Annotated in this window: 14 protein-coding genes; all 14 read right to left on the bottom strand. The window is 31.7% G+C overall.

The window, feature by feature from the left end:
• Window positions 1-56: 56 nt before the first annotated feature.
• The 14 genes from NNL09_RS22250 to NNL09_RS22185 all read right to left on the bottom strand — a co-directional run bounded on the left by NNL09_RS22250 (window position 57) and on the right by NNL09_RS22185 (window position 13917).
• Window positions 57-1493 (bottom strand): serine hydrolase, encoded by a 1437-nt coding sequence (locus tag NNL09_RS22250; protein ID WP_196911368.1) that lies wholly within the window; start codon window positions 1491-1493, stop codon window positions 57-59.
• 2 nt (window positions 1494-1495) lie between these two features.
• On the bottom strand, window positions 1496-1933 hold the full coding sequence (locus NNL09_RS22245; RefSeq protein WP_196911367.1) for a MarR family winged helix-turn-helix transcriptional regulator: 438 nt from the start codon (window positions 1931-1933) through the stop codon (window positions 1496-1498).
• Window positions 1934-2041: 108 nt separating this feature from the next.
• The gene (locus tag NNL09_RS22240; protein WP_196911366.1) at window positions 2042-2473 is read right to left on the bottom strand and encodes a hypothetical protein; all 432 of its coding nucleotides are present in this window, start codon (window positions 2471-2473) and stop codon (window positions 2042-2044) included.
• 21 nt (window positions 2474-2494) lie between these two features.
• Complete coding sequence (locus NNL09_RS22235; RefSeq protein ID WP_025667484.1) at window positions 2495-3283, bottom strand: MBL fold metallo-hydrolase; 789 nt, start codon at window positions 3281-3283, stop codon at window positions 2495-2497.
• 208 nt (window positions 3284-3491) lie between these two features.
• The gene (locus tag NNL09_RS22230) at window positions 3492-4133 is read right to left on the bottom strand and encodes an MIP/aquaporin family protein (protein WP_025667485.1); all 642 of its coding nucleotides are present in this window, start codon (window positions 4131-4133) and stop codon (window positions 3492-3494) included.
• Between the two features lie 70 nt (window positions 4134-4203).
• On the bottom strand, window positions 4204-4602 hold the full coding sequence (locus tag NNL09_RS22225) for a heme-binding protein (RefSeq protein ID WP_025667486.1): 399 nt from the start codon (window positions 4600-4602) through the stop codon (window positions 4204-4206).
• Between the two features lie 133 nt (window positions 4603-4735).
• The gene (locus tag NNL09_RS22220; protein WP_196911365.1) at window positions 4736-5575 is read right to left on the bottom strand and encodes an AraC family transcriptional regulator; all 840 of its coding nucleotides are present in this window, start codon (window positions 5573-5575) and stop codon (window positions 4736-4738) included.
• Between the two features lie 153 nt (window positions 5576-5728).
• Window positions 5729-6220, bottom strand: a complete 492-nt coding sequence (locus NNL09_RS22215; RefSeq protein ID WP_196911364.1) for a DinB family protein — start codon at window positions 6218-6220, stop codon at window positions 5729-5731.
• A 350-nt stretch (window positions 6221-6570) separates the two neighbouring features.
• Complete coding sequence (locus tag NNL09_RS22210) at window positions 6571-7968, bottom strand: hypothetical protein (protein WP_196911363.1); 1398 nt, start codon at window positions 7966-7968, stop codon at window positions 6571-6573.
• 190 nt (window positions 7969-8158) lie between these two features.
• On the bottom strand, window positions 8159-9499 hold the full coding sequence (locus NNL09_RS22205; RefSeq protein ID WP_196911362.1) for a serine hydrolase: 1341 nt from the start codon (window positions 9497-9499) through the stop codon (window positions 8159-8161).
• Between the two features lie 208 nt (window positions 9500-9707).
• On the bottom strand, window positions 9708-10622 hold the full coding sequence (locus tag NNL09_RS22200; RefSeq protein ID WP_196911361.1) for an AraC family transcriptional regulator: 915 nt from the start codon (window positions 10620-10622) through the stop codon (window positions 9708-9710).
• A gap of 25 nt (window positions 10623-10647) precedes the next feature.
• A complete protein-coding gene (locus NNL09_RS22195; RefSeq protein WP_196911360.1) occupies window positions 10648-11634 on the bottom strand; it encodes an aldo/keto reductase in 987 nt (328 codons plus the stop codon).
• Window positions 11635-11907: 273 nt separating this feature from the next.
• Window positions 11908-12462 (bottom strand): dihydrofolate reductase family protein, encoded by a 555-nt coding sequence (locus NNL09_RS22190; RefSeq protein ID WP_196911359.1) that lies wholly within the window; start codon window positions 12460-12462, stop codon window positions 11908-11910.
• Window positions 12463-12504: 42 nt separating this feature from the next.
• Window positions 12505-13917 carry a GyrI-like domain-containing protein gene (locus NNL09_RS22185; RefSeq protein WP_196911358.1) on the bottom strand — a complete coding sequence of 471 codons (1413 nt, stop codon included), beginning with the start codon at window positions 13915-13917 and terminating at the stop codon, window positions 12505-12507.
• Window positions 13918-13941: the final 24 nt, after the last annotated feature.

The raw sequence follows: 13941 nt of genomic DNA, 5'->3' as shown, positions 1-13941 counted from the left end.
AATACTTTTTAAGATCTGAAATAAATTTTATGTTTTCTATGAGAATTCAGAGAGGTTTAGATGTTATTTTCTGATAATACTTTTAGTTTTTCTTTTGCGTTTTCGTTTTTGGGATTCAGTTTCAAGCTTTTTTCATAGCTTGTTATGGCTTTTTCTGTATCTCCATTTTTCATATAAGCTTCACCAAGAGAATCATAGGCATCATATGATTTAGGAAAAGCATATACTTCTAGTTTAAAAAGCTGAATTGCTTTCTTGTAATAACCTCTTTTTATCATTTCATAACCTTTGGAATTTAAATCCCTTTCAGATAACTTTTCTGCTGTATCTTTAATCATATTTTTTGCGTATTCAAAACTCTTTTCAAAACAATTACGTACAACTTTTTTTGTATAAAAATAACTATCGGTCATTGGTGTTGATCCGGCAAGAGTTTTTTGTATATAGAATCGGGCGTCTAAAAAACCTTGATCTGCATCTTTATTTGTTAAAATGATAACCGTATAATTTTGCTTCTCATAAATTCGCCATTCACTTCCTACTCCAAAATGCCCTCCACTATGACCATACATTTTTGAATCAACTAAACCAGGAAATTGCATACCATAGCCATACCACTCCTCATCAGATTTTTGAGTTTTCATTAGGTTAGTATGCTTTATATCTAATAATTTGTTTTTCCTAAAGGCGTAGGTAAATCTATATAAGTCTTCTATAGTTGTATAACCACCACCTGCAGCGCTTCCTCTAACGGTACCCATGAAAGTATTTTTTTTTAACTTATTTGGATATATATCAGATAAAGTATAACCTTCTGCTGCATTTTCTATAGGATGATCAATATCATAAAGCCCAGAATTAGACATTTTAGCAATAGAAAATATATTCTTTTTTACGTACTGTTCATACGATAACTGTGAAACTATTTCTATAATTCTGGCAAGTAAAATATAATTTGTGTTCCTATAAGAAAATGTTTCATTAGGCATCGACTCCATCGGTTTGTTTTCATATAATGGAGCCAAATCTTGCATGCTTCGATATAAATCTTTAGATGTTTTTTTTAGTTTTTCAGAAGCAAAATAGTTAGGCATACCACTTCTATGAGTTAGTAGAAGCCTGATTGTAACAGAATCTCTTACAATTTGATTTGGATAGTTAGGAATAAATTTACCTACGGTATCATCAAGAGAAAGCTTTCTAGCCTGGATTAACTGAAAAATTGATACAGATGTAAATGATTTTCCAATAGAGGCATACGAAAATTTAGTATCTATATTGTTCGGTATTTTATGACCTAAATGAGCAAAACCATATGCTTTCTTTACTACTATGCTATCATTTTTTGCTATTAAAACAGCTCCGCTAAATCCATCTAAAGAATCGAGATATTTTGTTATTTCTATGGTGCCAAAATCTTTTGATATTGTTTTGTTTTCTTGTTTGCAAGAGAGTAGAATAAAAGTAATAGTAAATAGAATTATCTTTTTCATTTTTATTGATTACAGTTGTTTGTTATTTTATTAAGTATTGTATATAATTGGTTTAACTCATCCTCTGTGATATTCCTAAGGGCAGTATTTCTGTTAAGTTGTATGGTTGGACTTAAAATAGTTAATGTTTCTTTTCCTTTAGTTGTAATTTCAAGTGATGAACGCCTTTTGTCTTTATTGTTGATTCCTTTTTTAATGTACTCTTTTTTCTCCATCAAATTTAAAATCCTCGTAATAGAAGCATAATCTTTAAAGACCAAATCACCGATTTCCATTTGGGTTAAACTGCTATTGTCATTTAAAATAATTAGGATTAAAGCTTGATCAACCGTGATGTCTTCAATGACTTTCGAAATATTTCTGTTGCACAGTCTTCTATAAGCTTTAATGGCTTGTTCAATAGAATATAATGTAGTGGTTGTGGGAGTATTAACTTTCATTTATTTGATATATCAAACAAATATGTCATTTTTATTTGATATATCAAATAAAATAAACCAGATATAATTACTTTTATTTATACACTGTATTAGATTAAGTAAAGTTTTCTATTCTCCTCTTTTTTTATTTTCTGATATCTTCATAGCTATTTTTCCACCGATCCATGCCATAGGAATATAAGCGATAGCTATATCTGCAACAGCAAACCAGGTAGGGCCGGGTAGCATATAATTAACCATGATTCCGCCTAATAAGAACAATCCACCAATACCTAATGAGAATTTCATTTTGTGACTTGCGGCTATTAAACCAGCAATCGTTGCACCAGCCAGAGTACCCAGAGCATGAGCCAAAAAAGGAAAAATAAAATACTCGAATCCTAAAGACGGCATAACGGCTGCGAGAGCATCCATATCATTGGGATCAATCCCTTTTATAGGAATTAATTTATGACCAATTTTGATGAGGGCTATATTGATTATACTACCTCCTAACCATCCAGCAATAACAGCTAGAATATTTTTAAGTATTGGATTCATAGTTGCTCTTTATGGTGTTTATTAATAATAGACGTCGTTATCTGCTAAGTTTTCCTTAGTTTCCTGAAATTCTGTAGGGTCATGATAGCCAAAATATTCAATTTCATTTCCGTGCTTTTTCACTATTTCCCTTATTTTTTCAAGACTTTCTTTTCTCATTTCATCATCGACTGCTCTTATCCTTGCTAATTCATCTACGGGATGATTCAAATCAGATATTTCATCTCTTAGGTAATACGCATCTCCCACATAAAAAATCCATTTTTCATTTTTCTTAAATGTTACTCCACAATGTCCAAGTGTATGGCCGAACAATGGAATTAAGTAAATTTCAGTTTCAAAATCTAAGTCAACTTTTCGGGCAGGAAGTCCAAACCATTTGCTATTACTTTTTTCGTACAATTTTATTTCTGGATTATGCGCTAATTGTTGGGGAAGATACCTTTCGTTTCCACTTTTAAAACTTTCGTACTCTTCTTTAGCAATATGAATTTTCATATCAGGAAAATCGGCAAGCCCCCCAATGTGATCGGGATCAAGATGAGAAATGATGCAATCTTTAACTTTTTCGGGACGAAATCCTAACTTTTGTATTTGTGTTATGGCAGTACGTTTTTCGTCAAATTTAAACCCCGTGATCTCTATCAATTCCTTTCCAAGTTTTTTTTCAGGGTCTTTGGTTTCTGATAATCCGATCCCAGAATCAATTAGCACCAATCTGTTTATTCCCTCAAGGAGTAAACAATGTCCGATTGCAGGCCCCATTGGCGATTCTATTTGAACACAGTTTAAATGATGAATTTTAATCATAGGCTTCATTTTTTCGACTTGTGTAGTAACATACTTGTAATAATTAATTGCATGGTTAAACACCTAATTTAGTAATTAATTTTTATAAGATGTTGATAATAAGCTTTCTTTTATCGATCAAATCAATGTATGAGAATAGTATTCAGAATTAAACTTAACCAAGTTACAATAGGATATGGGTATAACGAAGTATCCTATAGATATGTTTTTATTTCGTTTTGTTAAGTGTTTTCCAGGCTTGCATTGCGACTATTGCTCCTAATGTTGGGGCAGTAATATAAATCCAAAGTGTTGTGAAATTGCCTGATACAATTGCTGGAGCAAAACTTCTGGCTGGATTAAATGAACCACCAGAAACTGGTCCTGCAAATAGAATAATTCCAGTAACGAATAACCCAATTATAAGCCCTGCTATATTAGAAAGCTCTTTTTTAGATGTGACTGCCAAAATTGTAAGCATTAAAAAGAAAGTCAATACAGATTCTAAAAAGAAAGATTGTGATAATTCTCCAGAAGGAATTGTAGTTCCTAATGTTAAGTTTTCTGGAAACATAAATTTGAGTAATCCACTGGCTGAGACTGCTCCAAGAATTTGAGCAGAAATATAAAGTGAAGCTTCTTTTTTTGTGGTTAGCTTTCCTATTGTTAATGCTATAGTAACAGATGGATTTATATGTGCACCAGAAATATTTCCGAAAATATAAATCATAGCACTAATTACTATTCCGAAAGCTAAAGCAATTCCTATTAAACCTAAATTTCCACTGCTTTGTTGGTTCACAATTATTGCTCCCGTACCGCAAAAGACTAAAGCAAATGTGCCAATAAATTCGGCAATATATTGTTTCATATTATTTTAAAAAAGAAGAGAGGAGAATTAGCATGCTAATTCTCCTCTTTTTAGTATACTACTTTAAATTTTAGATTGCTGATGCTCCAGCTTCTGCAACTGCATGGTCATTCTCAACAGAACTACCACTTACTCCAATAGCACCAATAATTTCACCTGCTGCATTTTTAATTGGTACACCTCCAGGAAAAGTAATTAGACCATTATTAGAATGTTCGATGTTGTACAAAGCACCTCCGGGTTGAGATAATTCTCCAATGATTCCCGTATTCATATCAAAATAACGAGCTGTTTTCGCTTTTTTAATTGATATATCTAAAGAACCTAACCAAGCTCCATCCATACGCCCAAATGCTACTAAGTTTGCTCCTGCATCTACAATTGCAATATTCATTTTTGTATCTATTGCTATAGATTTTTCTTTTGCTACTGAAATAATTTTTTCAGCTTGTGCTAATGTAATATTCATTATTTTATGTTTTAATTTTTGTTATAATCTGAGTACAAATGTACAGTGCAGATAGTCTTACTCAATTACTAAAACAGTTCAATAACTTATGAAAAAAGGTCAAGTATAAAAATGAAACCAAAAAGACAAAATATCATTTAGAAACCTCTTTGGGGCTAACTCCAAATTTATTTTTGAAAGCTATGCTGAAGTTTGAAAGATTATTATACCCAAAATCCAGGTATATGTCTGATGGTGTTAGTTTACCTTGTTCTAATGTTTCTTTTGCTTTTTGAAGCCGTTTGTCTTGTAGCCATTTTCCGGGGGACACTTTATATTCATTAATAAAATGACGTTTGAAAGTAGATAAACTCATATTACATAAAAATGCAATTTCCTCTAGTTTTAAATTAGAATGTATTTTACTTTCTACAATTTTTTTAAAGGGAGAGGTTTCCTTAACTATTAATGATTTTAAATATAACTCAAACTTTTTTCCGTATTTATGAATAAGATACAGCATAATTTCTTCGAACTTTACAGAAAGTAGGTTTTCTATAAAAACTGTTGGTGCATCACTAATTGTTGATAATGAGTTTAAATATGAAGTTATATATGCATCATTCCTAATTGCGAAATATGGCACTTCTTCCTTTATTATTTGTTGGTGTTGAATGTGTTTTTCTAAAAAATCCTCGAGGATTTTTTCGGAAAAAAATAAAAGTTTACAGTAATAAATAGCATCTGTGTCTAATAATTCTGTCCAAATCCAATTCCCTTTTTTAAGAAGTAACGATTGATCTTTATTTACAGTAACTGATGTTCCTGCAAAGTGTACTTGCTTCTTTCCAACTTGTAAAAAGCTAAACATGTGCATATTCAAATTAACCTTAGTTTTAATTGTATCTTCGGTCATTTTAAAATCATAAACAAAAAGATCTGGTTTAAGCTTAGGGTTATTAATATATAATTCTGGTATGTTGTCTATTGGCATATGATGGTATTTCAAAGTCAATGTATAATTCAGCTTCTTTCGGGTTACAAGATTTTTACGATTCTAGGATCTCGTAATGCTATTTTTAATAGATATTTTCGTTTTTTATGTTTTGCTTTTCCACATTATAGAAAGGTGTTGTTACGGTCTTTATTAAATATACCTTTCTTTAATAATGTTTATATGATGTTTTTCATGACCAATGATAGATTTTAAGAAGTCTTCAAGAGTAATTTCATATTGTCGAGCCATCCCTTTTATTAGTAACTGATTTTCAGACAAAGTCTCAATAAAACTAGCAGATGCCTCTCGTACATTAACAAAGTCGGTTATTAATTGTTTTAGGGTTAATTCTTCAAAACGACTATTGTTTACTAACAAATTTTGATCATAGCCCCATAGTTCTACTAATTCATTCCTGCTCATTAAAAATGCTCGAAATATTTTTATTCTTTCATGATCAGTTATATGTCCAATAATTTGTTTAATACTCCATTTAGTAGGAGCATAGCGATAAATAGCCTTTTCCTCACTGATAGAATTTAGGAATGTAATTGTTGATGACGAAGCAAAGAGGGATTGATAATTCATATTCTTTACGAGGTCATAATAATATGGGAATCCGGCTTCGGGAGTATATTTCATATCTTACTTTGATGATTTCGATTCAATTAGTGATGCAACAGTTAGCTCTTTTAATCTTTAAAATCTTTTCTCTATAACAAACATACTATAAACTTGTGTTATCGCATAGTTTGGAGAGGCAACAAATCCATTCATGAAAGTTATGTTTCCAAAAGGATTATTGAAATATTTCGTGATACAACCGAAATTAAAATTGATGTTATGAAAAATACCAAGGGAAGAATAGACGGTATTAATCATGGAAATGATTAAGGATACATTTTTAGAGTTCGAAAAACATAAACACCATTAATGGTGTTTATGTTTGTAAGTAATACCCTTTACTGTATTTTTGAAGGGTGTATTAAACTTTAGCCAATCGCACAATTTCCATTACCATCCGGACTCATCCAGTTACCTTCGATAGTGTCTCCATCTGCTAGTTGAAGTAAAGCTTGTCCTTTTAATTGACAGCCTTGATCCCATTTAGAATCAACTTCATATATCATTGAAATCCCATTTGTGCCTTTTGGAAAGGTGAATGTTGTTTTTGGACCATTGGCTTTAATCGCAACCGCTTCTATCCAGGTTGGATTAGCAGCATTCAAATTCGACGTATAATTAAATTTAATATTTCTTCCTGAAGCAGGATTTGTAATAGAATTTGTTAATGTTACTTTTACAGCCGTTGGTAATCCTGATGATGGAATAGCAGATCCTTTTACATATGGATTATTTTTATCACAAGGAGCAGTCCCCATCGTATTTCCTGTACTACTAAAAGAATTTATTTTAGAATATTCGGTAATAATCGAATTTGCACCATGACCAGGAATTTCGTCACCACTTGTTGTGAGCATTCCCCATCCCGCATTTCGCTCGTAATATCTAAATGCAAAACCACCCGAAACGACATCTGCCATGTTTATTGGCGAACCTGATCCCGATTGCGGAGTGAGTTTCATACCTCCATACAAATAGTCAACTTGTTCCCAAGTTCTCGGAGAGACAGCTCTGGGATTCGAACCCATTTCGGTAAAAGTTATCGGTACAGGGTTAGCGCCTTCAAACGCTTTTGTTAAAGTATAGTAAGCACCAACTTTTGCTGCAAGTGTTCCTCCTGCCCATCGCTCACAATTATAGCCCAAGAAATCAAGACGCTCAGAAGAATCCCCACACATATATGCCTTAGCTGCTGGTATAGTGAAATCAGGATCATCACGAAGCGCTGCGGTAACTGGAACAACACGAGGGCAATTTTTTGCCATATAGGCTTTCAAGTATTTGGCTCCGGCCCTAATTTTATTTGGAATATCATAGCCTGGATTTTGCCCTTTTGTACCGGGATCAATTGTTTCGTTTCCTATTGAAAAACCCAGGACATTCTGGTATTTACTGAATTCATCAGCAACCGCCTTCAGTCTGGCATTATAAATTGTAGGGCCGTCATGTACCGTAGTATGGTCCACAGCTCCTACTAACACATAAATTCCTGCAGCAGCCAGCGCATTCATTACTTTTGTGTGATCTTTTGTCGGATCGACTTGATATACGCGAATGGCATTTATTTTCATATTAGTGAACCCATAAGTTGTTGTTGTTTTTAATAAATCTTGAATTGTAGTTAGATTATTGTCTGAAATTGGATCCACAAAATCAGTAGGTTGATAACAAACTCCTTTAGGTGCCCACTGATCTGTACCGCACATAAATAGATTATTAGAAATCGTAATAGGGGTAATGTTTGATGAATTGATGCTTTGTGTCATAGTTTGGTTTTAATATTGGTTATTGTACAAACCAATATACTAACCCCAAATCAATCTTACATTAGTATAAGTACCTTATTATATACGTACATATACGGTAAAATATTTAAAAGGGAATGTTTTTATAAACTTCGTTTGAACAATACAGACCTTTTATATTTTTCAGACATGTTAACAACTTTGTACGTGGTTATTCCTTTACAAAATTACCTTTGTAATCACCTTGTTCTATGGTTAATTCGTTTCCATTAGGAGAAAAAGTAAATGACATAGATTCTGCGTATACCTGTTCTAATACAAAGCGGCGATTTCCTTTATATTTTAATGTATCCCGAAATTCTTTTATATGATGAATCAAAATGTTTTTATCATTCGAAAAGATGTATTTGTCAGATTTTTCCTCAGGATTGCTATAGATACCCACGTATTTTTGTATTTCTGATTCTGATATTTCTATAATAGGGTCGTTGAGGTACAATTTCAAAACTTCGGTAAAGAGATAGTTAATATTATCTTTGGAAGCATTAGAAGTTATGGTAATACCTAGTTTTTCATCTGGAAAATAAATTGCGGTAGATTTGTACCCATCTAGAGTTCCACGATGACCAAAGCCTTGTCTGTCATTTATTTTGTATCGGATAATTCCCATTCCAAAATTATCTTTTATAGTTTTCATCAACTCTAGGTTTTCAATTGATATCAATTTACCAGTAAATAACGCTTCCATAAATCTGTTTACTTCTTTGGGATTAGAAACAATAGAACCAGCTCCTATAGTAATAGACATATCGGTTTCTGGTAATTTGATCCATTCAGTAGTGTACTTATATGAATAACACTCGTTGTCTGCTATGTTTATTTTTTTTCCGGTATACGTATTTTCAAGCTTAAGTGGTATGCAAATTTTCTCTTTCAAAAGATCTTCGTAAGATGAATCGTAGGTTTTTTCGAGAATTTGAGAAAGTAAAAAATAATTAGAATTACTATACTCACCTGTACTATCTGGTTCAAAATCAATATCATAATTTGAAATCAGAGCAAGCATTTCTGCAGAAGATTTATATTGGGTGTGATATGTAAAAAAATTGGGATCTCTTGTAAAATTGTGGATACCACTTCTATGTTGTAGCAGGTGAGCAATCGTAATTTTATCTGCATTTTTTATATTCGGAAAGTAACTTTCGATGGTTTGACTTAATGTTAGTTTATTTTCTTCAATAGCTTTGAAAACAAGTACTGCGGTAAACGTTTTTGATACAGAACCAATACGGTATTTGGTATGTATACCAGACTTCTTTTTTACTTCTATATCATCAAAACCAATGACGTTTGTATAGATTGTTTTTTGGTTATGAATTAATGCAAGACTACCCATAAATTCACTTTTTTCTTGATAGGATTTAAAGATGCTATCTACTTTTATTTGATACGTATTTGGTTGTTGCTGTATTGATTGGATAGACTTTTTGTTTTGTGAACAAGACAATAGTAGTGTAGTGATTACTACAATTAGTAACATTTGTTTTTTCATTTTTTGATTTTTTGATTGATAAATTTTATAGTGTGTTGATGAATACACGGAGTAAATATATAATATAGTATTGTAGTATACAAGGTACTGTGTTTAAAATAAAATATGCCAATTTCACTGTATAGGATTTGTTTAATTGTATGTAATGGTTGGTATTAGTGAGATAGAGTAGGTAATAAGCTATAAATTGCAGATTAACACTACTTGGTTAGTTAAGGGATTGTCTAAATTTCAAAGGCGTCAAACTCGTCTTTGCTTTAAAAAATTTACTGAAGGATTGTGGATGTTCGTAACCCAGTTCGTAAGCAATTTCATTAATAGAAAGCTCTGTTATAGCTAGTTTTTCCTTTGCTTTTTCTATAAGTTTATTGTGTATATGCTGTTGTGTATTTTGTCCCGTAAGGGAACGTAACATATCGCTTAAATAACCTGAAGAAATATTAAGGTGTTCAGCAATAAGTTGAACTGTTGGTAAACCTTGTTCGGTTGTTTTTTCACTCTGAAAATAATCTTCTAAATAAAACTCTAGTTTTTGTAGCATATCATTGTTAACTGCTTTTCTTGTGATAAACTGGCGCCTATAAAAACGATTACAGTAGTTTAACAATAGCTCTACTTGTGAGAGTATTACATCCTGACTAAAGTCATCTATATTGTTTTTCAATTCCTCATCAATACTTTTGAACACAGAAAAAATAGTGGACTTTTCTTTCTCAGAAAGATGTAGTGCCTCATTCATTGAATACGAAAAGTAACCAAAATTATGGATATTCTTTGCTAAAGAGTACGTCCTGAAAAAATCAGGGTGAATCATTAAGGTATAACCAGAATACATAGTTTCATCAGGTGTTCCAAATAGTTGATTAGGTGCAGTGCATATCAACCCACCTTCACCAAAATCGTAATTACTTTGGCCATACTTAACTTTACCACAAAGACTTGTCTTATATGAAATTTTATAAAAATTAAGAATGAACGAATTAGGCAGCCCATCCCGTTGAATTTTAAAATCTTTGTTTTCTATAAAACTGATCATCGGGTGTAAAGGTTTTGATAACCCGAACACCCGATGAAAATCTGTTATAGAATTGAATTTTAGAGGCAGTTTTTCTTCTTTTTTCATTTCTAAAATTATTAATCTTCTGATTTTACGACACTAAAGCTGCTAATTTAAACATATCTTCATCTGTTGTTTTCTTTCCATGAATCTTGATCTTTGAAAGCTCATTTTCAATTTGTGTAAATTCATTTTCTGTCAATATGATGCCGACTGCACCAAAGTTTTCTATGTTTCTTTGTTCTTTTCTTGAACTAGGAATAGGTACAACAAAATCATTTTTATGTAACATCCAAGCTAAAGAAATTTGGGCTGGCGTTGCATTTTTCTTATCTGCAAATTTACTCAGTAAATCTATTAACGGTTGATTGGCAATAATGTTTTCTTTTTCAAAACGAGGAATAACTCTTCTAGCATCGAAGCCTACATATTCTGTATCTAGATTTATTTTACCTGAAAGAAAACCACTTGCCAATGGCGAATAAGCTACAAAACCTATACCTAGTTCTTTGCAAGTTGGTATAATATCTTCTTCAAAATGTCTGGATAACATAGAATATTCGCTTTGGATTGCAGTTATTGGTGTTACAGCATGTGCATTTCGTATTTCTTCAACGGTAGAATTAGATTGTCCCCAACCATGTATTTTTCCTTCCTCAATAAATTTCCCCATACACCATGCAACATCTTCAACAGGAATGTCTTTGTTTACCCTGTGTTGATAATATAAATCGATGTAATCCATTCCAAGATTTTTTAAGGAGGCTTCTAGTTTTTCCCTGATGATAATCATTAATTTGTCTCGAGTAAGGTTTTCTCCAGGTATTTGAAGCATGAACTTAGTAGCAATAACCACTTTGTTTCGAACATTTTTCAAGGCTTCTCCTACCAATTTTTCGTTTTCTCCATTTCCATATATTTCAGCAGTATCAAAAAAAGTACATCCTTGGTTATAAGCTGATTGGATAATGCTTATAGCTTCTTTTTTGCTTGGAGTAGCTCCATAACCCATACTTAAAGACATACATCCATAACCGATTTCTGAAACCTTTAAATCTCTTAATTTATTAACTCTCATATCTTTTTGATTTTTAAATTATAGGTACAAAAGTCATTAGATCTTATTTTTTGAAAGTAGTAGAAATGAGGAATGTTTTAGTCAAAATGAGAATTTTCCTAAGAACACTTGCTCATCAAGAGTGATTTTTCGTACTACCTGTAACAACTTAGCTATAGTTTTTGGTGTAGAATCAAAAGGTGTTTTTAGAGTAGAATTAAGGGTGAATTATAGATTAATTTGTGTTTTACTTCTCTGTATACAATCAATTATAACCATTATTAACTAGAGTTTTTATTCTTTTCTTATTTCATAACACAATTCAACCATTCCGTCTTTAAATGCTGTTACATCTTTTAGGTGTAACAGTAACTCCTTTCCGATATAGTCAAAGAATAATAATCCATCTCCTAGAATAATTGGTATGATAGTTATGTTTATTTCATCTGCTAATCCTAAACGTAAACACTCTTTTGTTAACATAGTACCGCCTACCATCCAGATATTCTTAAAATTTGGTTTTAGCTTTTCGTTAATGAGTTTATTTAGATCACCAGAGTAAAATTCTACCTTTTCCTTTTCTTTTTCACGGTCTTTATGAGTTAATACAAAGACTGGTACATCTGCATATGGCCATCCTAGTTCTAAAGCATGTTCATAAGTTCGCGAACCCATAATATAACAATCAATAGATTTAAGAAAATCTGTAATGTATTTATCGGTTAGATGAATACCTTTTTTGTAGTTGTCGGTTGATTGCATCCACGAAATGCTTCCATCTTTTTTGGCAATAAAACCATCAAGACTAGAAACCATATGTATCGTTACTTTAGATATTTTAGAATTCATTTTTAGATTATGACTAAAGACCTGTATTGTGGCATGTCGTTTTTATCTTTCGAGAATCCCTCTGATTTCGTTTATAAATTTTAAGGATTCAGTTTCAATTTGTTTTGTTAAAGTATTGGTATTGTTAAAATTAGGCTTTTCCACTATTTTATGATCGATAATCAAAAGACTGTCATTAATTGATTCTGCTATATGATAGGTATTCCAGCTACTACCTTTAAACATCTCCCAATACTTTTTTCGGATACTTTTATTTTGACCAGATAAACAAATTGTAAAACACATCATTTTATGATTAAAGATGATTACAAATTTCAATTTTTGTTTTTTTAATTCCTCGGTAGTTAAAGAAAAATAGGAAAAATCTGGATTACCTTGATAAATAGTCCCTAATTTAAAGACCGTTGCATATTCTTTATGAAAAAATGCTCTTAATTTTTTCATGTAATCTATCAGTTGATGATAATCTAACTGTACCTGATCATGCTTGACTAACTTGTTGTGATTAGAAAGACCCTCTTTGTCTGGGGTCTTGTTATTTTTGCTATGTTTTTCGATAGGAATACATATATCTACTATAAATTTTTGTTCAGGATGCGTTTTATGATCGTTAAGGTACATTTCAAAATAATCCCCATCTCTAAACCTATAATCGTTATCTAGTACCCATAAAGACAAACTTTCCCATGCTTTTGGGAAATCTTTTGCTTCAATTTCAAAATTTCCAATAGCATAGTTATCTTTTTGGATTACAAGAGGTCTAATTTCTCCTTCGGCTTTAAATTCTCTATTAATTGTTACACATGCACTATATCTTACTTTAGAAGTTTGGGTAACGTTTGGATTATCATGATAAATGGTAATAGCGCTAAAATCTGAGATAGAAAACATTTCTTTTTTGTTTCCCCATTCTATCAATCTTTGGTACATATTGCCAATTTTATCAAACTCTCCAATGTGCATTATGCCAGCAAGTTTTATTTCTTGTAGTTCTTTTACGGTTATTTGTGCATTCATTTCAATCCATTTTTTAATGTTATCAATGCTACAAATGTATTTTTCGGTTGTAAAAGGTTCTATACCAATCTTGCTAAGTATATTTTTTCCTTCGGTTGTAAACCTGGTAGGGCTAATTCCATAATACTTTTTAAATGCTCTTGAAAATGAGCTTTCGCTATTAAAACCATAGTTATAAGCAAGTTCCTTTGTAGGTTTGTTAGCACCTAAAAGTAGGATAGACGCAATACGTTCGATTCGTTTTCTAATAATATATTTATTAAGATTTTCACCAATAACTGTTGAAAAAACTCTATGGAAATGATACGATGAGTAATGAGCTTTTTTAGATAGCTGTTCGAGTGATAAGTTTGTATCAAGATTCTTTTCAATGAAATCCAATACGTAACTAATTCGTTTGATATATTCTCGTCTTGTTTCGTTTATTTCGGTTTGCATTTTTGTTTCATTTTTCCAAATGCG

It is taken from the genome of Aquimarina sp. EL_43, from assembly GCF_943422735.1.
Classification (GTDB): domain Bacteria; phylum Bacteroidota; class Bacteroidia; order Flavobacteriales; family Flavobacteriaceae; genus Aquimarina; species Aquimarina megaterium.
Note: the sequence above shows the minus strand (reverse complement) of the source record. Positions and strands in the feature narration are given on the sequence as shown.